23 protein-coding genes and 1 tRNA gene are annotated in these 23,817 nt (G+C 68.3%); 11 read left to right on the plus strand and 13 right to left on the minus strand.

The window, feature by feature from the left end; all coding sequences use genetic code 11:
• Window positions 1-123 precede the first annotated feature (123 nt).
• From ACN675_RS03140 to ACN675_RS03150, 3 genes are all read right to left on the minus strand, one after another.
• The gene (locus tag ACN675_RS03140) at window positions 124-975 is read right to left on the minus strand and encodes a Bax inhibitor-1/YccA family membrane protein (protein WP_420749466.1); all 852 of its coding nucleotides are present in this window, start codon (window positions 973-975) and stop codon (window positions 124-126) included.
• Between the two features lie 107 nt (window positions 976-1,082).
• Complete coding sequence (locus tag ACN675_RS03145) at window positions 1,083-2,216, minus strand: class I SAM-dependent methyltransferase (protein WP_420749467.1); 1,134 nt, start codon at window positions 2,214-2,216, stop codon at window positions 1,083-1,085.
• On the minus strand, window positions 2,210-2,584 hold the full coding sequence (locus tag ACN675_RS03150) for a hypothetical protein (protein ID WP_420749468.1): 375 nt from the start codon (window positions 2,582-2,584) through the stop codon (window positions 2,210-2,212). Before ACN675_RS03150 ends, ACN675_RS03145 begins: the two co-directional genes overlap by 7 nt.
• Before the next feature lie 141 nt (window positions 2,585-2,725).
• Here ACN675_RS03150 and ACN675_RS03155 point away from each other — a divergent pair, with 141 nt between their 5' ends.
• The 3 genes from ACN675_RS03155 to ACN675_RS03165 all read left to right on the plus strand — a co-directional run bounded on the left by ACN675_RS03155 (window position 2,726) and on the right by ACN675_RS03165 (window position 7,761).
• On the plus strand, window positions 2,726-6,358 hold the full coding sequence (locus ACN675_RS03155; protein WP_420749469.1) for a protein kinase domain-containing protein: 3,633 nt from the start codon (window positions 2,726-2,728) through the stop codon (window positions 6,356-6,358).
• Window positions 6,359-6,390: 32 nt separating this feature from the next.
• The gene (locus ACN675_RS03160) at window positions 6,391-7,410 is read left to right on the plus strand and encodes a magnesium transporter CorA family protein (protein ID WP_420749470.1); all 1,020 of its coding nucleotides are present in this window, start codon (window positions 6,391-6,393) and stop codon (window positions 7,408-7,410) included.
• A gap of 153 nt (window positions 7,411-7,563) precedes the next feature.
• A complete protein-coding gene (locus tag ACN675_RS03165) occupies window positions 7,564-7,761 on the plus strand; it encodes a CsbD family protein (RefSeq protein ID WP_197251633.1) in 198 nt (65 codons plus the stop codon).
• On the opposite strand, the gene ACN675_RS03170 is transcribed toward ACN675_RS03165, so the two are convergent.
• Together ACN675_RS03170 and ACN675_RS03175 are read right to left on the minus strand one after the other, a co-directional pair.
• Entirely contained in the window at window positions 7,751-9,154 is a 1,404-nt protein-coding gene (locus ACN675_RS03170; RefSeq protein WP_420749471.1) for a DUF4389 domain-containing protein, read from the minus strand. The genes ACN675_RS03165 and ACN675_RS03170 overlap by 11 nt on opposite strands.
• Before the next feature lie 93 nt (window positions 9,155-9,247).
• A complete protein-coding gene (locus tag ACN675_RS03175) occupies window positions 9,248-10,708 on the minus strand; it encodes a SulP family inorganic anion transporter (protein ID WP_420749472.1) in 1,461 nt (486 codons plus the stop codon).
• Window positions 10,709-10,966: 258 nt separating this feature from the next.
• Between ACN675_RS03175 and ACN675_RS03180 the strand changes: the two genes are divergently transcribed.
• The 5 genes from ACN675_RS03180 (at window position 10,967) to ACN675_RS03200 (ending at window position 13,777) form a co-directional block, all read left to right on the plus strand.
• Window positions 10,967-11,104: a hypothetical protein gene (locus tag ACN675_RS03180; protein ID WP_197251635.1), complete on the plus strand. Its 138-nt coding sequence runs from the start codon at window positions 10,967-10,969 to the stop codon at window positions 11,102-11,104.
• Between the two features lie 409 nt (window positions 11,105-11,513).
• Window positions 11,514-11,693 (plus strand): hypothetical protein, encoded by a 180-nt coding sequence (locus ACN675_RS03185; protein WP_420749473.1) that lies wholly within the window; start codon window positions 11,514-11,516, stop codon window positions 11,691-11,693.
• A 113-nt stretch (window positions 11,694-11,806) separates the two neighbouring features.
• Window positions 11,807-12,550 carry an FHA domain-containing protein gene (locus tag ACN675_RS03190; protein WP_420749474.1) on the plus strand — a complete coding sequence of 248 codons (744 nt, stop codon included), beginning with the start codon at window positions 11,807-11,809 and terminating at the stop codon, window positions 12,548-12,550.
• An 88-nt stretch (window positions 12,551-12,638) separates the two neighbouring features.
• Entirely contained in the window at window positions 12,639-13,406 is a 768-nt protein-coding gene (locus tag ACN675_RS03195; RefSeq protein ID WP_420749475.1) for an FHA domain-containing protein, read from the plus strand.
• 11 nt (window positions 13,407-13,417) lie between these two features.
• Window positions 13,418-13,777 carry a hypothetical protein gene (locus tag ACN675_RS03200; RefSeq protein WP_420749476.1) on the plus strand — a complete coding sequence of 120 codons (360 nt, stop codon included), beginning with the start codon at window positions 13,418-13,420 and terminating at the stop codon, window positions 13,775-13,777.
• Between the two features lie 169 nt (window positions 13,778-13,946).
• Here the strand turns inward: ACN675_RS03200 and ACN675_RS03205 are convergent.
• From ACN675_RS03205 to ACN675_RS03235, 7 genes are all read right to left on the minus strand, one after another.
• Window positions 13,947-14,020 (minus strand) — tRNA-Leu (locus tag ACN675_RS03205).
• Window positions 14,021-14,062: 42 nt separating this feature from the next.
• Window positions 14,063-14,191: a hypothetical protein gene (locus ACN675_RS03210; RefSeq protein WP_420749477.1), complete on the minus strand. Its 129-nt coding sequence runs from the start codon at window positions 14,189-14,191 to the stop codon at window positions 14,063-14,065.
• Between the two features lie 17 nt (window positions 14,192-14,208).
• The gene (locus ACN675_RS03215) at window positions 14,209-15,156 is read right to left on the minus strand and encodes an exopolyphosphatase (RefSeq protein WP_420749478.1); all 948 of its coding nucleotides are present in this window, start codon (window positions 15,154-15,156) and stop codon (window positions 14,209-14,211) included.
• Entirely contained in the window at window positions 15,153-15,680 is a 528-nt protein-coding gene (locus tag ACN675_RS03220) for a DUF501 domain-containing protein (RefSeq protein WP_197255424.1), read from the minus strand. Before ACN675_RS03220 ends, ACN675_RS03215 begins: the two co-directional genes overlap by 4 nt.
• Entirely contained in the window at window positions 15,677-16,381 is a 705-nt protein-coding gene (locus ACN675_RS03225) for an FtsB family cell division protein (protein ID WP_420749479.1), read from the minus strand. The genes ACN675_RS03220 and ACN675_RS03225 overlap by 4 nt, the downstream gene beginning before the upstream one ends.
• Before the next feature lie 10 nt (window positions 16,382-16,391).
• The gene (gene eno / locus ACN675_RS03230; RefSeq protein ID WP_420749480.1) at window positions 16,392-17,678 is read right to left on the minus strand and encodes a phosphopyruvate hydratase; all 1,287 of its coding nucleotides are present in this window, start codon (window positions 17,676-17,678) and stop codon (window positions 16,392-16,394) included.
• A gap of 154 nt (window positions 17,679-17,832) precedes the next feature.
• On the minus strand, window positions 17,833-18,633 hold the full coding sequence (locus ACN675_RS03235; protein ID WP_420749481.1) for a lytic transglycosylase domain-containing protein: 801 nt from the start codon (window positions 18,631-18,633) through the stop codon (window positions 17,833-17,835).
• 119 nt (window positions 18,634-18,752) lie between these two features.
• Between ACN675_RS03235 and efeU the strand changes: the two genes are divergently transcribed.
• From efeU to efeB, 3 genes are read left to right on the plus strand one after another with little or no spacing between them, the layout of a single operon-like run.
• On the plus strand, window positions 18,753-19,637 hold the full coding sequence (efeU, locus tag ACN675_RS03240) for an iron uptake transporter permease EfeU (RefSeq protein WP_420749482.1): 885 nt from the start codon (window positions 18,753-18,755) through the stop codon (window positions 19,635-19,637).
• 44 nt (window positions 19,638-19,681) lie between these two features.
• A complete protein-coding gene (efeO, locus tag ACN675_RS03245) occupies window positions 19,682-20,818 on the plus strand; it encodes an iron uptake system protein EfeO (protein WP_420749483.1) in 1,137 nt (378 codons plus the stop codon).
• Window positions 20,815-22,089 carry an iron uptake transporter deferrochelatase/peroxidase subunit gene (efeB, locus tag ACN675_RS03250; RefSeq protein ID WP_420749484.1) on the plus strand — a complete coding sequence of 425 codons (1,275 nt, stop codon included), beginning with the start codon at window positions 20,815-20,817 and terminating at the stop codon, window positions 22,087-22,089. The genes efeO and efeB overlap by 4 nt, the downstream gene beginning before the upstream one ends.
• Before the next feature lie 88 nt (window positions 22,090-22,177).
• Here the strand turns inward: efeB and ACN675_RS03255 are convergent, their stop codons facing one another.
• Window positions 22,178-23,716 carry a sugar transferase gene (locus tag ACN675_RS03255; protein WP_420749485.1) on the minus strand — a complete coding sequence of 513 codons (1,539 nt, stop codon included), beginning with the start codon at window positions 23,714-23,716 and terminating at the stop codon, window positions 22,178-22,180.
• Between the last annotated feature and the right edge of the window lie 101 nt (window positions 23,717-23,817).

A 23,817-nucleotide genomic window follows, 5' to 3' on the forward strand; every position in this document is an offset into this window, starting at 1 on the left:
GTCCGGCCCGGCGGCCGTCTCGCCGGCCGGGCGGAAACACGACAGAAACACCGCTGCCCGTGCGTGTTTTCGGTAGTGGGAACTACCGAAAACACGCACGGGCAGGCGAGTTCAGGGCGGTGACTATTCGCTCTGGAAGTAGCTCAGCAGTCGCAGGATCTCGACGTACAGCCACACCAGGGTGACGGTGAGACCGAACGCGACGCCCCACGCGGCCTTCTCCGGCGCCTGCGCGCGGATCAGCTGGTCGGCGGCGTCGAAGTCCAGCAGGAAGCTGAACGCGGCGATGCCGATGCAGACGAGGCTGAAGACGATGGCGAGAGCGCCGCCGTCACGCAGGCCCAGGCCGCCCTCGATGAAGAAGCCGGCGACGAGGTTGCCCAGGGCCAGGACCAGCACACCGATCAGCGCGCCCACGATCATGCGGGTCAGACGCGGGGTGACGCGGATCGCGCCCGTCCGGTACACGACGAGCATGCCGAAGAAGACACCGAACGTACCGAGAACGGCCTGCGCGATGAGGGTCGATCCGCCTGCTCCACCGAACGTGATGTCGGTGAACATGAACGACAGCGCCCCGAGGAAGAAGCCCTCGGCGACGGCGTAGGCGAGGACGATCGCCGGGTTGTCCATCTTGCGGCCGAAGGTCGCGACGAGGACCAGCACCAGGCCGATCAGGCCGCCGCCGATGACGAACGGCGCGGCCAGGTCCACATTGGAGTTGACCAGGAAGTACGAGACCAGCGCCGAGACCGTCAGCACACCGAGGGTGATGCCCGTCTTGGTCACGACGTCGTCGATGGTCATCGCGCGGGTGGTCGCGGGGCGGGCCCACGGATCCTGCTGCGTGTACTCCGGCTGACCGAATTGCTGGGTGACCTGCGCGGCGCCCGCCGTCGCAGAGCCGAACGTGGCGTATCCGCCGCCCTCTTGCTTGGGCAGGTTGCGGAACACCGGGTTACTGGTGGTGCGCACCGTGCACATCCCTTCTCATGGTCGGTTCTGTCCGTTCAACGTGCTGCGGGTCGCGGGAGTTCCCGCACACTCCGTCCTGGCACACTCGAGATCGGACGAACCGGACTCTACCGGGTTCGCACGGACCTGGTCACCGTGAACTTGCGGTTTCGTCCCGCCACGTCGGTCCGTCCGACGACCCGCCGCAGGGTTCCCCGGTAGTTGAGATGCGAGTTGTACACCGTCCACAGTTCGCCGCCGTCACGCAGGATCCGGGCGGCCGCGTCGAACATCTTCTCGGCGGCACCGGTGTGCACCGCGGCGCCGACGTGGAAGGGCGGATTGCACACCACCAGGTCGACGGAGTCGTCGGGCAGCGTCGAGGCGGCGTCGTCGCGCAGCACCTCCACCCGGTCGGCCACGCCGTTCGCGGCGGCGGTTGCGGCGGCCGACGCGATCGCCGCCGCGGACTGGTCGGTCGCGACGACCCGCAGGTCCGGGTTCTGCCGGGCCAGGGACACCGCGAGGATCCCGGTCCCGCAGCCCAGGTCGACGGCCACCGCCGCGTCCGGACGCATGCGCGGCAGGAACTCCAGCAGGAACCGGGTGCCGATGTCGAGGCGCGGACCGGCGAACGCGGCACCGTGCGCGACGACCGCCAGATCGATGTCGGAGAGGGTGTCGGTCACCGGATATGTGGACGGGCCCGGGATCGGGGTGCGGGCGGTGAGCACCCGCGACTTCTGCCGCCCGCGGGAGGCCTGCACGTCGGCGAAGGAACGTCCCAGCACGTCGTTCATGGCCAGGGAGATGTGCTTGTCGCGACCACCGGCGAAGACGACGACCTCGGGGTCGGCGTGACGGGCGATCGTCTCGGCGATCTCGGCGAGCGCGCTCAGCGACCGCGGCAGCCGCAGCAGCACCACCCGCGCGCCGGTCACCAGGGCAGCGTCGAGGTCGTGTCGGGTATAGCGGTCGGTGAGGCCTTCGCGGTCCGCATTGGCGGCCAGTGCCCGCTCCCCCACTACCGAATCCTGATGGACACGGATGCCGGTGCTGCCGTATCGCACGGCGGCACCGAGCGTGAGAGCACCGTACTGGTCGTCGACGACCACGACGGTGCCCGCCGGCGCCGCAGCGAGCGCGGCGCCGGCTTCGTCGAGGAGCAGCCGGTCGGCGGCATCCACGGCTACCAGGTTCGGCGCCTCCACGTCGGGAAAGCGCCGCAACCTGGCGAACAACTCCTGGCAGTCGATCAGCACTCGCCCTTGCCGGCGTTCTCGATGGCGCGGAGCGTGTCGGCCTTCTGGTCCTCGGAGAGACCCTCCCAGCCCGGCAGCATCTGCTGGGCGTCGGCGACGGCCTTGGCGGCCTCCGCGCGGTCCTGTCCCCAGCCTTCGAGCTGCTCGAAGTACGGCAGCATCGCGGTGCAGATCTCGTCGTAGCTCTGGCCGAGCTCGACCCCGGTGGAACCGGTGGCACCGGAATCGCCGGCGGCGGCCGCCGCGCTGGTCTTGGTGGTGGCCGTGGTGGTGTCGCCGGCCGAGGCGGATCCTTCGTCGGAGGATCCGCACGCCGCCGCAAGCAGGACTGCACCTGCACCCAACAGCGCCGCGAGAGTCTTCTTCATCTATGTCCCACTTCTGGTCGCAGTGTCGTTTTCCGGTAGTCCCGGCGGCAACACGGTAAACGAATCCGCAGGATCGATCAGCGCCGGGCGGTACCCGACCCGACTATCCTGGAGAAACCGGGCGACGAGGCGGTTGCAGCGATGGTCGAACAGAATCCGCTCGAGACGCAACGAGCACCGTTCCTCGACGTCACCGACGACGAGGACGCTACCGCGCGCGATCTGGAGGCAGTCGGGTTCACGGACCCGCAGGAGATCGGACGCGGAGGTTTCGGGGTCGTCTACCGCTGCCGCCAGGAGGACCTCGACCGCACGGTCGCAGTGAAGGTCCTCGCTTCCACACTCGAACCGGAGAATCTCGAACGCTTCCTCCGCGAGCAGCGCGCGATGGGCCGTCTCTCGGGACATCCGCACATCGTGACGGTGCTACAGGCCGGCTCGACGCCGGGTGGCCAGCCCTACCTGGCGATGCACTACCACCCCCACGACTCGCTCGAAGCCCGCATCCGCCGCCACGGGCCGTTGACGTGGCGGGATGTGCTGCACATCGGCGTCAAGCTCGCCGGCGCCCTGGAAACCGCTCACCGGTCGGGCATCCTGCATCGCGACGTCAAACCCGCGAACATCCTCATCACCGAGTACGGCGAGCCCCAGCTCACCGACTTCGGGATCGCCCGGGTCGCAGGCGGGTTCCGCACCACGTCGCGCGAGATCACCGGGTCCCCGGCGTTCACCGCACCGGAGATCCTCGAGGGCAAACCGCCGGCCGCGGCCTCCGACGTGTATTCGCTTGCCGCGACGCTGTTCTGCGCGCTGACCGGGCACGCCGCGTTCGAGCGCCGCAAGGGCGAACGGGTGGTGGCGCAGTTCGTGCGCATCACCACCGAGCCGATCCCGGACCTGCGCGGCGAGGGCATCCCCGACGACGTGTGCGCGGCGATCGAGCAGGGCATGGCCACCGATCCGGCCGACCGGCCCCAGACGGCGTTCGCGTTCGGCGACATCCTGCGGCAGGTCGAGGAGGCGCACGCGCTCGATGTCGACGAGATGGCGTTGCCGACCCACCCCGACCAGGCCGACCGTCCTCCGCTCGGGTCCGCCACGCACCGGACCGGCGGAATTCCCACCGGAGCGATGCCCACCACCGGGTCGCATCGGTACGGGACGTCGGGGGTGACAACCCCGTCGACGGCGCCGGCGACCCGATTCCGTCCTCCCTCGACCACCCGGCAGCTCGTGCCACGCACCCGGCTGATCGATCTGCTGCGAGCCGGGCAGCGCCGCAGGCTCACGGCCATCCACGCCCCTGCCGGATTCGGGAAATCGACGTTGGCGGCGCAGTGGCGTGAAGTGCTCACCGGCGAGGGGGTACCGGTGGCGTGGCTGGCCGTCGACCACGACGACAACAATGTCGTGTGGTTCCTCACCCACGTCATCGAGGCGCTGCGCCAGGTGCGGCCGGCCCTGGCCCAGCTGTTGTCGGAGATCCTCGAAAGCCACGCGGACGACGAGGCCGAACGGTATGTCTTCAGCGCGCTCATCGACGAGTTGCACCGGCAGGACATGCGCACGGCTCTGGTCATCGACGACTGGCACCGGGTGGAGTCACCGGAAACCATTGCGGCCTTGGATTTTCTCCTCGACCGAGGGTGCCACCACCTGCAGATCGTGGTGACCAGCCGAAGCAGGTCCGGACTTCCCCTGAGCCGGATGCGGGTCCGCGACGAACTCGTCGAGATCGACTCCGACCACCTGCGTTTCGATGTCACCGAGTCCGATTCGTTCCTGCGGGACGTGAGCGGTCTGCACCTCGACCACGAGGACGTCGACGACCTCACCCGCACCACCGACGGCTGGGCCGCGGCACTGCAGCTGGCGTCGTTGTCCCTGCGTGACAGCGACGATCCGTCCGCTCTCATCGAGCACCTGTCCGGCCGGCACCACGCGATCGGCGAGTTCCTCGCCGACAACGTCCTGTCCGCCCTCGAACCGGAGATGTACGAATTCCTGCTGGCCACCTCGATCCCCGAACGGATCAACGGCAGCCTCGCCTCCGTCCTCGCCGGCACGAAACGCGGGCAGGCGATGCTCGAGGAGGCCGAGGATCGTGACCTGTTCCTGCGCCACCTCGACGACGAACGGATCTGGTTCGGCTACCACCACCTGTTCCTGGACTTCCTGCGGCGCCGTCTCGAACGCGACCATCCGGACCGCGTCTCGGATCTGCACCGCACGGCCGCGCGATGGTTCGCGCGGCACCACATGCTGAGCGAGGCGGTCGATCACGCATTCGACGCCGACGACGAGCAGCTGGCCGTGGACCTGGTCACCGAGGACGGCCTGTACCTCGCCGAGCGCTCGCACCTGACGACGCTGCTCGCACTGCTCGACAAGCTACCACCGCAGGCCGTGGCGAAAAGCCCTCGGCTGCAGTTGAATCTGGGATGGGGCAACGTACCGCTGCAACGACTCTCGCAGGCGAAACGCGCGCTCGACGCCACGCGGGAAGCTCTGGCCCACAGCGACCTACCTGCGTCGGAGATCGAACTGTTCCGAATCGAGGCGGATGTGCTCGAAGCCTCGATCGAGATGCAGTCGGACCGGCCGGATCGAATCGAGGAACTGATCCGTGAGTGCATGGAGAAGGCGGATGCACTGCCCCCGTGGGTCCCTTCGGCCGCAGTCGATTTCGGCACGTACAGCGACCTGTTCCGGTTCGATTTCGCTGGGGCCCGGCGGCGGCAGGAAGAGGCCGAACGCTACCACAAGCTGACGAAGGGCACATTCGCCGCGGTCTACGGACGGTGCCTGGCCGGTATCGCCGCGAGCGAGCAACTCGATCTCGCCGCGGCCGAAAGCATATTCCGTGCGGCGTTGCGCACCGCGCGACGCGACAGCGGACTGCACTCCCACTCGGCTCGGCTGATTGCCTCGATGCTCGGGGAGTTGCTGTACGAACAGAACAGGATCGCGGAGGCGGAGGAACTGCTCGACGAGAGCCGGCACCTGGGGGTCGAGGGCGGCACCCCCGAGTTCATGACCGCGCGGTTCGTCACCGCAGCCCGGCTCAAGGACGTGCGCGGGGATCGGGCCGCGGCGATCGCTTTGCTCGACGAAGGCGCACGTGCCGCAACCGATCCCGATCTGCCGCGGCTACGCGCGCGGATCGAGAACGAACGGGTGCGCATGGGACTGCCGATATCCGCTCCACCCGATCGCCCGATGCTGTACGACGACACCGTCTTTCCCAACGGCGTCGTGGAGACGACCGCCCAGATCGAGGACTCCACCGCCATCCGATTGCTCTGGGACCGCGGCGATCCCGAGTCGCTGGAACGCGCCTGCGAGTGGGCGCATCGGTGGCACCGGCGGGTGCACGCGCAGAACCGGCCCCGCGCGGAACTGATCACCACCCGTCTGGTCGCATGCTGTCACCACGCCGCGGGACGCACCGAGGAGGCGGAGAAGTGGCTCGCCGAGGTGGTCCACATCTGCGGTGAACGCGGCATGCTGCGCTATCTCCTCGACGGAGGCACGAACACGATCGCCGTGCTGGAGCTTCTGCACAAGCGGCTGCACGAGAATCGGTGGCCGTCCGACTGGCCCACCGTCGACGAGGCATTCGTCGACGAGGTGGTGCGTCTCGCGGGTATCGAGTCCACCGACGCGGGCGTCGCGAAGAGCACCGACGCGGGCGTCGCGAAGAGCACCGACGCGGGCGTCGCGAAGAGCACCGACGCGGACGTCGCGAACGGTCCCGACGCGGCGTCGTGAGTTCGGCTTCCGGTTCGGGCACACTGCGAGCTGTGAGCTCCGCAGACACCGACGGGGTCCGCACGCGGTTGTGGCGCGGCGGACAGCTCGTCGACGAGAATTTTCCGCTGGCCGATGTCTCCGACCACCTCGCGGACGACTCTGCGCTGGTGTGGGTCGACCTGTGGGAACCCGACCACGAGCGGCTGCTCGCACTCGCCGAGGAACTCGGCCTCGACCCCCACGCCGTCGAGGATTCCCTCGCGCACGGTGAACGCACCAAGGCTACCCGGTATGCGACGCACACGTTCCTCACGGTCTACGCGACCAGGCTCGACACCGGCAGCACCGACACGGGCGACGACCTGGCCTCGCGGCTGCGGACGAGCCGCGTCTCGGCGTTCGTGTTGCCACGCGGCATCGTCACGGTGTGGCGCGGCGACGCCTTCGACCTCGAGGAGCTGTTGCGCCGCTGGGACGACAACATGGATCTGATGGTCCACGGCACCGCGGCGCTGCTGCACGGACTGCTGGACCTGATCGTCGACGGTCAGTTCGAGACCATCGAGCTGCTCGACGACGCGATCGAGGGCCTCGAGGACGGACTGTTCGGCGATCACGCGCAAACCAAGACGATCCAGCGTCGTACCTACCGGGTCCGCAAGGAACTGGTCGAACTGCGCCGCGTGGCGCTGCCGATGCGCGAGGTCGTCGCGCTGATCATGAGACACCGTGCCGAGCACGGTAATTCGGTCGAGCTCGACAGCTGGTACACGGATCTCTACGACCACGTGGTGCGGGCGACGGAGTGGACGGAATCGCTGCGCGACATGGTGACGACGGTGTTCGAGACGAATCTGTCTCTACAGGATGCCCGGCTGAACACGGTGATGAAGAAGCTCACCGGATGGGCGGCGATCATCGCGGTCCCGACCGCGGTCACCGGTTGGTACGGCCAGAACATCCCGTTTCCCGGGTTCGGCGGCTCGAGCGGGGTCGCGACCAGCGCAACCGTGATCGTCGTATCCGCCGGGCTCCTGTACGTGGTGTTCAAGCGCCGCGGGTGGCTGTAAGCGCGCTGTCGGCGCCCGTGTGCCTTTGTGGCGGTTTCCGCCGCCAGAAGGGCACACGGGGCGCGGAGCGCCCCGACGTTTCACTCCCGACGACCGGGGTAACTCCTACCCGAGCGATCACAATCCCGTGATCACACAATCCGAGGAGGACTCGTGGCCGACTTCATCGACAAGGCGAAGCACAAGGCGGAGGAGCTCGGGGGCAAGGCGAAGGAACACACCGGCAAGGCGACCGGTGATCGCCGTCTCGAAGACGAAGGCAAGAACGACCAGGCGGCGAGCGGGCTGAAGAAGGCCGGCGACAAGGTGACCGACGCCGTCGAGGACGTGAAGGACTCGTTCAAGAAGTAACCGGACGTTCCGGCTCGGGGGCCGCGCGATCGCGCGGCCCCTGGTCGAGCCGGAACGGCGGGTATTCGTCGCGCATCAGAGCCGCGTATGCCCACACTCGATACGCCCACCGGTTGATCCCCACCACGAGATCGAACAGGCCTTCCGGGTAGCGGCCGGTGAACAACAGCGCGATCGCGGCGATCAGCACCAGGATCCCCAGCAGCGACCCGGCGTAATACAGGGCCGGGCTGTCCAGATCGCCGCTCACCACCCATGTCGACGAGCCCGTGACCAGCACGGTGAGGATCAGGTAGTGCGGGATGGCGAGCAGCCACCACTTGACCAGCACGAGGCCGCGTGAGAGCCGCTCGGGGTAGTCGACGTCGAAGTCGGCCGGATAGTCCGTGCGGTGCAAGGTGAACGGCGGATACCGATCGGTGCCCAGGGCGGAATAGGTGTAGAACGACACGCGCCACCACCAGCGCATCACACCGACGTTGAAGTCGAACAGGGGGCGCGGGTACCGGGCGGTGAACAGGATCGCGAAGCCCGCGATCACCGTGATGACGAAGTGCGCGATCGAGAGGAAGAACAACACGACGAAGTGCGGGATCGCCAACAGCCACTTCACGAGCCACAGCCACCGCGACGGCGCGTCGAGGTCGCCGCGCACCGTCACCGGATACGGACCCACGACAGCCACCGCGGGATGCGGCGCATGTACCGGCGGCGGCAGGTGTCTCCCGATGCCGACGGCGCCCAGCACGAGCAGGGGCACACCGATGACCAGCAGCACGAGTGCGCCGATCATGCACCACAGTGTCAGCGGCCCCAGAATCGGAAGGTTCACTCCTGCAGTGAGATCCACACGGACGCCGGGAGAGGCGTCCGCGTTCATCACGACGATCGTCCAGTTTCCTTCCTGGAACTCCCACTGCAGTTCCTGTGTGCCGGGTCCCGAGGCCGACGCGGACCAGAACGTCTGCTCCCCCGGCGGGGCGGGCTGTCCGGCGCCGGGGATCTGCCGGTATCCCGGTTGGAACGGGAAGAAGTCGAGGTCGTCGAGTTCGGTGTGTGCGACGCCGGCCAGGTAGCCGTCGACGTCGTCCCGCCGCGCGATGCCGAGGAACACCTCCCGGTCCGGCTCGGCCGCAGTGCCGCGCAGCATGATCCGGCCGAGATCCTCCGGCCCGAACCCCGCAGGCATGTTCTCGTCGACGACCAGATCGATGTCCTCGGAGACCAGGGCCGCGGTGTCGGTACTGTACTGCTCCGTCGGCGTCGTGAAGTACCCGTTGTCGCGCTGGAATGCGTACGCCCAGCCGAGGAACGCGGTGGCGGTGAGCAACGCCAGGCCGAGCATCGACATCAGGACGCCCACCACGAGCATGATCACTCTGCCGACCTTCATGATCGACCTCCGGTTCGACGGACTCGCAGGCCCGTCAACCCTAGCGCTCGGCGAATGTGCCGAACAAGAGTGCGACGGCGCCTCGCCGGCCCGTCAGGACACGTCGAGCTTGCCCGACAGTTGTTCGAGGCGATGCAGACTCGCGCCGTCCAACCCCACGATCTCGGCGCTCTTGCCCCTCTCCGCGTACTTGTGCAGCACCGAATCGAAGGTCGCGACCGTCGAGGCATCCCACACCTCCGCGTCGGCGAGGTCGATCACGACGCGATCGGGGTCGTTCGCGTAGTCGAATTGATAGACGAGGTCGTTGCTCGACGCCCAGAACAGCTCGCCGGTGACGCGATAGGTGCGGACACCGTCCGCGTCGGTCGTGTGGATCCGGGTCATGTGCGCGACGCGTCGCGCGAACGCGACCATTGCCGTCAGCACACCCGAGACCACCCCGATCGCGAGATTGTCGGTGAGCAGCGTCACCACGACGGTCACCACCATGACGAGGGTCTCGCTGCGCGGCATCAGTTTCAGGGTGCGCGGCGAGATGCTGTGCCAGTCGAGGGTTGTCACGGCGATCACCAGCATCACCGCGACGAGCGCGGCCATCGGAATGGCGCCGACGATCTCACCGATGGTGACGCACAGCACCAGCAGGAACAGCCCGGCGAGGAACGTCGAGATGCGCGTCCGTGCGCGACCTTCCTTGACGTTGATCATCGTCTGGCCGATCATCGCGCAGCCACCCATACCGCCGAACAGTGCACCGGCCCAGTTCGCGACGCCCTGCCCCCACGCCTCGCGGGTCTTGTCGGAGTGGCTGTCGGTCAGGTCGTCGACGAGTTTGGCGGTCATCAACGATTCCATGAGTCCGACGAGCGCGAGCCCGACCGCGTAGGGCGCGATGATCCGCAACGTCTCCATGGTCAGCGGCACATCGGGGATCATCCACGTCGGGAAGCCGCTGGGCAGGTCGCCCTGATCGGCGACGTCGGGCACGTCCAGGCCGAACAGCACCACGACGCCGGTGAGCACGACGATCGCGATCAGCGCTGCGGGCACGGCGGTGGTGAGCTTGGGGATGAACACGATCATCGCGATGCCGGCCGCGACCAGCGGATACACCGCCCACGGAACGTCGAACAGGTGCCGGAGCTGCGCGGTGAAGATGAGAATCGCCAGGGCGTTGACGAAGCCGATCATCACCGACCGCGGAATGAACCGCATGAGTTTCGCGACACCGGCGACGGCCAGCAGGATCTGTACCGCACCGGCGAGCCACACCGCGGCGATGAGGTAGTCGAGTCCGTGCGAGGCGACGAGCGGGGCGATCACCAGGGCGGTAGCACCGGCCGCGGCCGACACCATCGCAGGCCGGCCACCGACGAACGCGATCGTCATCGCCATGATGCACGAGGTGTACAGCGCGACCTTCGGATCGACACCGGCGATCACCGCGAACGACACGACCTCAGGGATCAGGGCAAGGGAGGTCACGAGACCGGCGAGGATCTCCGTGGTGAGGCGCCGGGGCGAGCGGAGGGTTTCGAGCACAGTTTGCACCGGGGAAGTCTAGGCGCGGCAGCTCGACCTGCCCGTCTCGTGTCGGTCTGGCGTGAATCGCCGCAACGTGTAGTGTGGACACATCGGACAGCTCGCATCGAGTGTTCGAGGTCGGCGGCGCTCCCATGGTCCACAATCACCAGCCGAGCAGCACGCGACCATCCGAAGAACCACCTGGCACGTCTCCACCCCGGTCACGGACCTTTCTCCACCCCGTGATCGCCTGTTGTACCGAGCCGTACCCGAAAGAAGGACGCTATGAGCAACGACACCGAATTCACCGGTCCGCTGTTCCTGCAGCCGAGCAACCCGGACGACGAACAGCTGCCCGAGATCACGCAGCCGCAGCCGCAGAGCGCCCCGAACTATGACGGGTTGTTCTCTTCGCGCCCCTGAGGCCTGTTCAGGACCTCCGCCGCGTACCGGTGCGGGCGAAATGTTCTCCCACAGCACCGGTTCCACGTTGTTACCGGTCGATTGCATCACCGGTTCCCATGTTGCCGTGATGTTGCGTGCTGTCCGGCGATCACGATGAGGGCGAAGGCCGTTCCGAAGGTTCCGTCCCCCGCGGAGCGGCCCGGACCGGGGTGATCCTCGGCGTGTCACTGCGCCCGACCGAGGACGCACTCGTCATGCTCGCCCGCCACGGTCACCGAGCGCGCCAAATCGACACGCCCCCAACCGGAGCTGTCGTCCGGAGACAGGCCTGCCTCGCCCGGTGAGTGCCGACGCGCGCCATCACCGGCACCGTCGACGAGCAGGGCGAGTAGCGTCGAACCACAACGTCTCGAACGCGGGGGTTCACATGAAGCACTTCCGAATCGTCGACGAACACGGCGGGGTCATCGACGAACAGCCGTTCCGCACGGCCGACGAGGCTCACGCGTGGGCGTCCACCCATCCCCGGTCCGAGCTGGGACCGTGGTCTCTCGAGGAGCAGGTGGACGGTCGGTGGCAGCAGCTCGGCGGCTCCGAGCCGACCTGACACCGGCCTTGACCGATCCTCGGGTCGATACCCGCCGGGGCCGCCGGCGGGCACGCGGATTCGGGTAGTCGCCTACTCGTGTTTTCCGGTCCCACCGCTGCCAGGCTTCCGGCATGGACACGGAACCCTTGTCGATGACCATCGTCGGACCGCCGGCGCTGTCCGGGACCGTCCTGCAGATAGGACCGGGACGCCAGGTCCTCGGGTGCGACGCGTGTGCCGATCTGAAGATCGACGATCATCGGGTCAGCGCACGTCATGCCGCGATCGACCGCTTCGGCGGCCGGGTCGTCGTCGAGGATCTGGGGTCCTCCCACGGCACCTGGGTCGGCGGCGAACGTCTCCGCGGGGCTCGCGAAGTGCACGACGGCGAAATCGTCACGTTCGGCCGTGTCGAGGTCCGGCTCGAGCAGATCGACGACGCACTCCCCCCGATCCGCGCGAATCCACGGCCACCACCGGGCGGTTCCGACGACGACGGGAACCCGGACGACGGTTACCTCCAGCAGCGGGAGAGCTTCCTGCACGAGGTCAGAACGGCGAGGGCGTGGGCCCGGTTCGTATTCTGGGTCGGGTTCGTGATGGTGCTCGTCGGAGCATCCGGGTGCACCTGGTTCCTCGCCAACGGAACGGACGAGCCGGCCGCCTCGTCGATGGCAGCCGCCGCGACGGACGAATTCCCCGCGTTCGGACCGCACACCGGTCTGGGGCCGGTCGGAACGATCTTCTTCATGATCGGGTTCGTCGGCCACTTCGTGCTGATTCTCGGGGCGTTCCTGTGGATCATCGCGGCCGCGCACGTGCGGCGGGTGGACACCGACCCGCGTTATCCCTGGAATTCGCACGCCGCGCGATGAGAGACGATGCGCTACCCGAAAATTCGGGTAGCCGTGTACTCGTGTGCTCCGGACGTGCCGTTGCAAGGCTTCTGTCATGGACACGGACATGCTTTCGATGACCATCCTCGGACCGCCCCCTCTCGCCGGGACCGTCCTGCGCCTCCGGCCGGGGAAGCAGGTCCTCGGGCGCAGCGCGCACGCCGATCTGCAGATCGACGATCGGCATCTCAGCGCACGGCACGCCGTGATCGACTGTCTCGGCGGTCGAGTGTTCGTCGAGGACGTCGGCTCGTCGAACGGTACCTGGATCGACGGCGAGCGGATTCGCGGGATCCGCGAGCTGCACAGGGGCGAGTCGGTCACATTCGGTTGTGTCGAGGCACGACTCGCTCCGGCGGACGTGACGGCGCTGCTCCCCGGGATCGATACTCGGCACCCACCGCCGGTGAGGTTCGACGTGGGGAGCCAGCAGGCCGGCCACATCAACAACGTCGGCCACAACCAATACAACAGCTACGTCCAGCAGCGCGAGAGCTTCCTGCGCGAGGTCGCTGCGTCGAGGACGCGGGCGCGGTACGTGTTCTGGATCGGGCTCACGATGGTGCTCGTCGGGGCGCTGGGATACGCCTACTTCCTCGTCGACGCCCTCGGAAGCCTGAGCACCGCGTTCGAGACGGGCATCGAACCGGAGAGTTTCCCGATCTTCGGTCCGGACACCGGTTTCGGCCCGGCCGGGCTGATCTTCTTCATGATCGCGTTCATCGGTCAATTCGTGCTCGTCGTCGGGTTGATCCTGTGGATCGTCGCAGCCGCTCGTGTACGGCGAGTCGACACCGACCCCCGCTATCCGTGGAACGCATCCGCATCGAGATGAAGGGACACATCATGGTTTTCAACATCGGCTCACAGCAGGGAGCGATCAACAACGTCGCGGGAGATCAGACGATCCATGGTGGGCAACATGTTTCGTTCACCACCGCGGAGGCGCTCGCGTCTGCCGGCGAGCTGGCCCGCGCCCTGCGCGAACTGGGACTCACGGAGACCGCACGCGAAGCCGACAACGTCGAGCGGGAACTGAAGCAGCACACGCCGAACCGTGAGCGTATCGCCGCCCGGCTGACGCGAATCGCGCAGACGGTCACCGCGGTCGCAGCGGCGGGTTCCGCCGTTCACGGCCCGCTGGTCGCACTCGCCCGATGGCTGGGCGCGCTGGGATCTCCCGTTCTGCGGGTCCTCGGACTCTGAGCAGGAGTCCTTCGGCGACGACCGAAAATGTCGCTGCGGGGGTACCACGTGCGCACCGACCAACGATCAAGCCCCGCACACCGATTCCCTCACGAAAACGTGTCGACGATTCTGACGCAGAACGAGTCCTCGGGAACTCGCCGAGAGCCACCGAACCGAACAGGCGCGGTGCCCCCAGTCGGACTCGAACCGACACTCGGCGGATTTTAAGTCCGCTGCCTCTGCCAATTGGGCTATGGGGGCGCTTCCGCGACCGGTCGGCCGGTCGCGGCACCGCCTCACACCCTAACCGGCGAGCTCGGCGACTTCGAGCGCGCGTACCGATTCGGCGACGGCCTCGGGATGTCCGATCCGGTCGAGGGCGACGATCTCGCCGGAGAATCGTGGGCGTCCACGAATGTCGCGGACCGGCACCGCCCGTTCGCGCTCCGCTATCGCACCACCGACATTGCGATCCCGTCGAGGATGTCGTGCTCGCTGACGACCAACTCGGTGATCCCGGCGCGGGCTCCGAACTCGTCGGCGAGGACCGTCGTGACGATCGCTCCCCCACCGATCACGTCGACCCGGCCCGGGTGCATCGGACCGTAGGCGGCGCGCTCGTCGTGGGTCTGCCCGAGCAGCGTGGTGCACACCTCGCGGAGCCGGTCGAATCCGACGGTCGACAGGTGCACCTTCTCGGGGTCGTACTCGTCGAGACCGTGCGCGATCGCCGACAGCGTGGTCATCGTGCCGGCGACGCCGACCCACGTGTGGGCCTGTTCGACCGGTACGTGCAGGAGCGCTTCACCGATCTTCTCCCGCGCGACGGCGCGGGCCTCGGTGATCTGCTCCGCCGTGGGCGGATCGTCGTGCAGGCACCGCTCGGTGAGCCGCACGCACCCGATGTCGGTGGAGTACGCGGCGTGCACGCCGTCGGCGTCGCCGAGCACGATCTCGGTGGAGCCGCCACCGAGATCGACGACGACGAAAGGTCCACGCGCAGAATCGAGTTCGCCGACCGCGCCGGTGAAGGACAGCCGGGCCTCCTCGTCACCGGAGATCACCTCGGCCTCGGCGCCGGGAATGACCGCGCCGAGCACCTCGCGGGTCATCGAGAAGAAGTCCTCCCGATTGCCGGCGTCGCGGGTCGCGGACGTGGCGACCATCCGCACGGCGGTCGCTCCCGTTTCCCGGATCAGATCGGCGTACTCGGCGAGCGCGACGCGGGTGCGTTCGATGGCTTCGGGAGCGAGCATTCCGGTGGCGTCGACGCCCTGGCCGAGCCGCACGACCCGCATCAACCGGGTCACGTCGGTCAGGCGACCGTCGGGTCCGATGTCGGCGATCAGCAGGCGGATCGAGTTGGTCCCGCAGTCGATCGCGGCGACACGGCTCATTCCGACTCCCCGCGCAGTTCGGCGTAGGTGGGCCAGTCCGCGGGAATCGCGGTGCCCCGCAGACCCGCGTCGGCCGCGAGGGCGACCGCCTCGTCCCCGAACGGGTTGACCCCCGGCCCCTTCGCGAGGGAATGCGCGATGAGCACGTGCAGGCACTTGACGCGGTCCGGCATGCCGCCGCCGGTGAAGTCGGTGCCGAGCGATTCGATCGCGTCGCGTTCCGCGAGATACGCCTCGTGGGCGCGACGGTAGGCGGCGGCGAGCTCGGGATCGGTGCCGAGACGCTCGGTCATCTCCCGCATCACCCCGGCCGACTCCTGCCGGCTCGCCTCCGCGGTCAGACGCGGATCGGTGAGGTAGTAGAGCGTGGGAAAGGGCGTACCGTCGGGCAGCTTCGGTGCGGTCTTGACCACCCCGGGTGCGCCGTCCGGGCAGCGGTAGGCGATGGCGAGGACGCCGCGCGGGGTGCGCCCGAGCTGGGCGGCGACGGCGTCGAGGTCGGACTGTGCGACGGGATCGGTCACCCGGTCGGTTCTCCTGCTTCTGGGGGTGCCACGGGCATCTGCCGCGGCACCGGTTCGGGCTCGGGTTCGGGCGGCGGTTCGGACACCGATCGCCACAGGTCGCTGTACCACGCGCCGGTCGAGGGTCGTTCCTGGATCTTCTCCTCGTCGACCCGGCGGCCGTCGCCGGGAAGCTGCACCTGGTAGGGAGTGTCGCCGGGCATCACGAATCGCAGCCGTTCCCGGGCCTGCGCCCGGATCCAGGCGGGATCCTCGATGTGCGCCTTCTGCTCTCGCAGCGCGGCGATCTCCTGCTCGAGCGCGACGCGTTCGGCTTCGACCCGGTCCGCTTCGGCGCGCTGGCCGACGTACGTGCGCAGCGGCATCGCGAGGGTCAGGGCCAGGCCGCACACGACGAGCGCGAGCACGACGGCGCGGCCGGTGGACAGACCCAGGAAGGTGCGTTCGGTGCGGGCCTTGCGGACCTCGCGGGGTGCACCGACGCGGGTGGGCCGGGCCCGGTTGGCGGAACCCCGGCTGCGACCCGGCGCCGAGGTGACGGGATCTTCGCGTCCTGCCGGACGCGCACCCGCCGACTCGGCCACCGGATCGGGCGACGTGGTAGATCCCGACGGACGGGATCGGCTGGGCCGCCGCGAACCCACCGCACCCTCGGAACGGGCGCGCCGGGCGCCGGGCCGGGATCTACCGCGTTGACTCATACCGCTCCGGTCACGCCTCGGGGTTGAAGCGCGGGAACGCCAGCTCACCCGCGTAGCGGGCGGCGTCGCCGAGGGACTCCTCGATACGCAGCAGCTGGTTGTACTTCGCGACGCGCTCGGAGCGGGCCGGGGCACCGGTCTTGATCTGGCCGCTGCCGACGGCGACGGCCAGGTCGGCGATGGTGGTGTCCTCGGTCTCGCCGGAGCGGTGGCTCATCATCGTCTTGTAGCCGTTGCGGTGCGCGAGATCGACGGCGTCGAGGGTCTCGGTGAGCGTGCCGATCTGGTTCACCTTCACCAGCAGCGCGTTGGCGGCACCCTTGACGATGCCCTCCTCGAGACGCTCCGGGTTGGTGACGAACAGGTCGTCGCCGACGAGCTGCAGCTTGTTGCCGATCTTGTCGGTCAGCGCGATCCAGCCCTCCCAGTCGTCCTCGCTGAGCGGATCCTCCACGGAGACGAGCGGGTAGGCCGAGAGCAGATCGTTGTAGAAGTCGGCGAGCTCGTCGGCGGTGCGGACCTTGCCCTCGAACTTGTAGCCGGTGCCCTCGGTGTAGAACTCGGTGGCAGCGACGTCGAGTGCGAGCGCGACATCCGAACCGAGCTTCAGGCCGGTCTTGGCGATCGCCTCGCTGATGAGGTCGAGCGCTTCCTTGGTGCCGGCGACGTCCGGGGCGAAGCCACCCTCGTCACCGAGACCGGTGGCCAGGCCCTTGCTCTTGAGGACCGACTTGAGCGAGTGGTACACCTCGGCGCCCCAGCGCAGGGACTCCTTGAAGGTGGGGGCGCCGATCGGCGCGACCATGAACTCCTGCACGTCGACGCCGGTGTCGGCGTGGGCGCCACCGTTGAGGATGTTCATCATCGGCACCGGCAGGATGTGGGCGTTCGGGCCGCCGACGTAGCGGAACAGCTCCAGACCGGACGACTCCGCACCGGCCTTGGCGACCGCGAGCGACGCGCCGAGCAGCGCGTTCGCGCCGAGCCGGCCCTTGTCGGGGGTGCCGTCGGTGTCGAGCAGCGCCTGGTCGACGGTGCGCTGTTCGGTGGCGTCGAGGCCGATGATGGCCGGCGCGATCTCACCGAGGACCGCCTCGACGGCCTGCTCGACACCCTTGCCCAGGTAGCGGTCGCCGCCGTCGCGCAGCTCGACCGCCTCGTGCTCACCGGTGGACGCACCGGACGGCACCGCAGCGCGAGCGAAACTTCCGTCGTCGAGCAGCACCTCGACCTCGACCGTGGGGTTGCCCCGGGAGTCGAGGATTTCGCGGGCTCCTACCTGCTCAATGATGGCCACTGGCTGATTCTCCTTCGATGGACTTCACGCTGCGGGGTCTGCACGCTGGGGACAGCCTAACGGTCCTCACCTGGGCACGAGGCACCACTCGCCCCGGAGCAGCGACCGAACCCGGACCGACCGGACTCCGGTCGGTACAAATCGACCGGACCGGTCACGGTCGGACCCCGACGCTGTAGGCGGCGGCGCGGTCGCGAACCAGAGCCATGTAGTCGGTCGAACGGTTGTAGGCGAACAGCGCGGCCGTCCAGCCTTCCGCTGTCGTGAGGTCGCCGCCGCGGTCGCACAGGTACAGTCCCGCGCTCAGCGCCGCGTCGTCGAGATTGTCGGGGTCCGCGATACCGTCGCCGTTCGCGTCGGTACCCCACCGAACCCACGTCTCGGGAATGAACTGCATCGGGCCCATCGCCCGGTCCAGGACGGAGTCGCCGTCGAGCCGGCCGCCGTCGGTGTCGCGGATCTCCGCGAGACCCGGCCCACCGTCGAGGGGAATCCCGCGGATCGGCGGCGACACAGCGGCATTGTCGTCGGCGCGGGCGCCCCCGTGCCGGCCGTGCCTGCTCTCGACGCTGCCGATCCCGGCGAGCGTGGTCCACGCGAGTCCGCAGTCCGGGCGACTGCGGGCCAGCACGACAGCCGCGTGGCCGTATGCCTCCAGGGCGACGACGGGGATGCCCAGCGCCTCGGCCTGCGGTTCGGCCCAGTCGCGCAACTGCGCGGCAGTTCGGCCCGGCCCGTCCACGTCGATGGCCGGCACCGGTGAGCCCGGGCCCGGTGGCACACCGTCCGGGATCGGGATCGGGGGTTCGCTCGGCGTCAGGATCGAGACGGCGACGGCCAGGGCGACCACGGCCGCGAGCACACCGAACAACAGTCGCGGCCACGGCGAACGACGTCGCACGGGCCGCGGGAACGGTGAATTCGTGGCGGTGGGCTGCACATCCCCATCTTCCACACAGTCATTAAAGCCCAGGTAAAGGGGCGAAAGGCCCTGCCCGATTCATTTTCGGGCGGTGTATGTTTCGTTCCGCACCAAGAATAGAGGTTCGCCTCACCTAACGCGCTGGAGTTCACATGTCCGTGCTTGCCGCCGCCGGCGCCCCGTCCATCGCCACGCAGCTCGCCGGCTCCGGCCTCATCGGACTCCGGGAAGGACTCGAAGCCGGCATCGTCGTGATGATCCTCGTCGCGTTCCTGGTCAAGGCCGAGCGGCGCGACGCATTGAAATGGGTGTGGCTCGGGGTCGGCATCGCGGTCGCGATGGTCGTCGCGACCTTCCTCATCATCCATTTCGGCACGTCCACCCTCGACGGCCTGGCCGCGGAGATCGCCGCCGGCCTCGCCTCCCTCGTCGCCGTCGTCATCGTCACCGCGATGGTGCTGTGGATGCGCAAGGCGGCCCGCTCGATCTCCGGCGACCTGAAAGCCGGGATGGAGAAAGCGCTGATCGTCGGTCCGTCCGCGGTGCTGACCCTGGCCTTCTTCGCAGTCGGCCGCGAAGGATTGGAGACCGCACTGCTGATGGTCGGCTACGCCGAGAACACCGCCGGCAGCGTGTGGCCGCTGGTCGGCCTGCTGCTCGGCATCGCCCTGGCCGCCGTCCTCACCGTCCTGATGTATCTCGGGGCCGTCCGCATCGACATGGCCAAGTTCTTCGAGTACACCGGGGCATTCCTCGTCGTCGTGGCCGCCGGCATCCTCGCCTACGGGATCCGCGCCCTGCAGACCGGTGGCGTGCTGCCCGGCGCCAACAGTCTCGCCTTCGACGTCTCGGCCCACTACGACGCCGGCAGCTGGTACGGCACCGTCCTCGGCGGCATCCTCAACGTGCGTCCCGACCCGACGGTTCTGCAGTTCGTCGCCTGGCTGGTCTACCTGGTGGTCGTCCTGTTCCTGTTCCTGCGCCCGACCGCCTCCCCCCAGCCGGCCCCTGCGGCCGACGAAACCGCCACCGTCTGAATCTTCCGTTCGTGCACCATCTCCTTCCGAAAGGCACCGACCCGATGCGTCGTACCACCTATGCCCTGGCGGCCGCCGTTCTGCCCCTCGCGCTCGCGGGCTGCACCGAGAAGTCGTCGGCGGACGGCGAGGCCGTCGCGGTCACCGCCACCGACTCGACGTGCGAAGTCACCGTCACGGAGGGCACCACCGGGCACAACACGTTCGCGGTGACCAACAACGGAACCAAGGTCACCGAGTTCTACGTGTTCGACAACGGTGACCGTGCCCTCGGCGAGGTCGAGAACATCGGTCCCGGCCTGACCCGCCAGCTCATCGTCAACATCCCCGAGCCGGGCGACTACGAACTGTCCTGCCGCCCGGGGATGGTCGGCGAGGGCATCCGGCAGGCGTTCACCGTCACCGGCGAGTCCAAGGCCGCGGCCGACGCCAACGGCAAGCTCGCCGAGGCCGCCGACGGCTACCGCCGTTACATCCGCAGCCAGACCGAGGCACTGGTCACGACCGTCGGCGAGTTCGTCGCCGCCGTCAAGGCCGGCAACGTCGACGAGGCCAAACGCCTGTTCCCGCTCTCGCGCACCTACTACGAGCGCATCGAGCCGGAGGCCGAGAGCTTCGGCGATCTCGACCCGCGCCTCGACCTGCGCGAAGCCGACCTGGAACCGGGCCAGGAGTGGACCGGCTTCCACCGGCTCGAGAAGGACCTGTGGGTCGACGGCCTGAAGCCCGACACCAACGCCATCGCCGACCAGCTCGTCGTGGACATCCAGGAACTGTCGGATCTGGTGAACGCCGAGGACTACACCGTCGACCCGACCCGCATCGCCGGTGACGCGCAGGGCCTGCTCGACGAGGTGTCCACCTCCAAGATCACCGGTGAGGAGGACATCTTCTCCCACACCGACCTGTACGACTTCCAGGCCAACGTCGACGGCTCGCAGGCCGCGGTCGCCGCGCTGCGCCCGATCCTCGACGAGCAGGATCCCGAACTCGGCCAGGCCATCGACGCCCGCTTCGCGGATCTCGACGCGGCACTCGCGCAGTACCGCCAGGGCGATGCGTTCGTCTCCTACGACACCGTCACCGAGCCGCAGCGCCAGGAACTGTCCCGCCTGATCGACGCGCTGTCCGCCGAGGTCAGCAAGGTGCAGGGTGTCGTCGCGGAGGCGTCGGGCGCATGACCGACCGGCCGACCACCGAATCCGATCCGCAGCACTCGTCCGGAATCTCCCGGCGACGGCTGTTCGGCGCCGTCGGTGCCGGAGCGGTACTCGCCGGTGCCGGTGCGGTGGTCGGCCGGGCCACCGCACCGGACCCCGGCCCCGACACCGGCGGTGTCGTGCCGTTCCACGGCGAGCACCAGGCGGGCATCGTCACCCCCGCCCAGGACCGCATGCACTTCGTGACGTTCGACGTCACCACCCGCGACCGCGACGAGCTGATCGATCTGCTGAAGACGTGGACCGCGATGGCCGAGCGGATGACCGCCGGGCTCGAGGCCACCGAGGACGGCGCGACCGGTGACGGCGCGTACCACCCGCCGAGCGACACCGGTGAGGCGCTGGACCTGGACGCGTCGCAACTGACCCTCACGATCGGTTTCGGCCCGTCGCTGTTCGACGACCGGTTCGGACTCGCCGATCTCAGGCCGGCCGCACTGCAGGACCTTCCGCACTTCCCCGCCGACAATCTCGATCCGGCGCGGTCCGGCGGCGACATCGCGATCCAGGCCTGCGCGAACGACCCCCAGGTGGCCGTGCACGCGATCCGCAACCTCGCGCGCGTCGCGTTCGGCACTGCGTCGGTGCGGTGGTCCCAACTCGGGTTCGGCCGCACATCCTCGACGTCCACCTCCCAGGTGACGCCGCGGAACCTGTTCGGGTTCAAGGACGGAACCAACAACCTCAAGGCCGAGGATCCGGCCGCACTCGCGGAGTCGGTGTGGGTCGACGCCGCCGACGACCAGGCCTGGCTCGCCGGCGGAAGCTATCTGGTCGCCCGGCGCATCCGCATGCTCATCGAGCAATGGGACCGCGCGATCCTCAAGGAACAGGAAGCGGTGATCGGCCGCGACAAGCGCGAGGGAGCCCCGCTCGGCCGGAAGAACGAGTTCGACGAACTCGACCTCGAATCGAAGGGGCCCGACGGGCTGCTCGTCCCGGAGACCTCGCACGTGCGCCTGGCATCGGCACAGAACCTCGGCGGAATCCGGATCCTGCGGCGCGGCTACAACTTCACCGACGGTTCCGACGGTCTCGGGCACCTCGACGCCGGACTGTTCTTCATCGCGTTCTGCCGCGATCCGCAGAAGCAGTTCGTGCCGATGCAACTCGCACTCGCCCGCGCCGACGCCCTCAACGAGTACATCCAGCACGTCGGATCCGCTGTCTTCGCGTGTCCACCCGGCCCCACCGAAGGCGGGTACTGGGGTCAGCAACTGTTCGAGGCCTGAAAATGCGCCTACGCCGGTGATTTCGCCCTGAATCACCGACGCAGGCGGGGAAGGTGGGCCGCCGAGGGGTGGGACGGCCCACCAGGGGTCAATAGGCGCCGTTGCTGCGCAACACCGCGCCGATCGTGCGCCACAGGATCGCGAGATCCATCGCGAACGTCCAGGTCTCCACGTATCTCAGGTCCGCGCGCACCGATTCCTCCCACGACAGGTTGCTGCGCCCGCTGACCTGCCAGAGTCCCGTGAGCCCCGGCTTGACGAACAGGCGTCTGCGCATGCCGTCCTCGCCGTAGCGGGCGACTTCGGACTCGAGCGGCGGACGTGGACCGACCAGCGACATGTCGCCGGTGACCACATTGAACAATTGCGGGAGTTCGTCCAGTGAGTACTTCCGGATGAACCTGCCCACCCGCGTCACGCGGGGATCGTCGTACAGCTTGAACAGGACACCGGCCCCGACGTCTCGGTCGGCGAGCTCGGCCCGGCGATCCTCGGCGTCCGCGACCATGCTGCGGAACTTGTACATCGTGAAGGTACGACCGTCCCGCCCCACGCGCGTCTGTTTGAACAGCGCCGGACCCGGACTCGTCACGCGGATCGCGACGGCGATGGCGAGCAGAACAGGAGCGAGGACCGCGACGATCAGCAGGGCGAAGACCCGGTCGAAGACATTCTTCACCAGCCACGACGGGCCGGAGTAGCGCGGTGCGGAGAACTTCAGGAGGGGAAGGCCGGCGAGGGGCGCCATGTGCAGCCGTGGACCGACCAGGTCCATGAGAACAGGGGCCATGAGGAGGTCCGCGCCGGTCCGCTCCAGATCCCAGCTCAGCGCCCGGGTCTTCGAGTGCGTCCAATCACTGGACGGCAGCAGCGCGACCGCCTGGAATCCGTGGAGTGCGACGATGCCGACGATGTCGTCCTCGGTACCCAGGACGGGTACGTCGTCGATCGCGAGCGGGGCCTTCCCCCGGAACGAATCGGCAGGAAGGCAGATGCCGTCGATCTCCCATCCCGAAGCCAGGAACTCGGACGATCGCGCCAGCAGTTCGTGGACTTCCACTGTGTCCCCGGCGACGAGGACCGACCAGACGTACGCCCCCTTCCGGCGCCGGCTCCGGATGTACCGGCGGAGCCCCAGACGAGCGCACACCGTCGCGACCGCGGCCAGCGGCAGGGCGCCGAAGATCCACGATTGACCGGCAGCGGTACCCCATGCGTAGCCGGCCACCGCCAGTACCGCGATCGCGAGCGCGTAGGCGCGGCCGACCCGCCGGAACTCCTCGGCACCCGAGCCGAGAACCCTTGCATCCCAAGATCTCTGAGACGCGAGAGCGACCATGGCCACGATCGGCAGGACCGCGACGAGAGCGAGCGAACGGCCGGCCGGGAACGCCAGGTGGTGATAGCCGAACGTCACCACGGCGTCGGCCACGAGGACGCACAGAAGATCGATGCAGCACGCGAGGACCGCATATCGGCGTTCCCATCGCGGACGCGAAACGGGTTCCGGGGCAGCGCATCCCGGAAGCACACCGCGAACCGCGGACCCGACCGGCTCGAACGAGAAAGCAATCCGGGATGCAAATTCCCCCACCCCGGCCCCCGCGCCCCTGTCATTCTTGTACATGGAAAAGGACCCCCATTCCGGGGATGAATGGTTCCAGTTCCCTCAAAACCTACCTGAGGATTGTTTTTGGCGCAATAACGAACTGCTGGTTCTCACCTACG

Source organism: Rhodococcus sp. O3 (assembly GCF_048897285.1).
Classification (GTDB): Bacteria; Actinomycetota; Actinomycetes; order Mycobacteriales; family Mycobacteriaceae; genus Rhodococcus.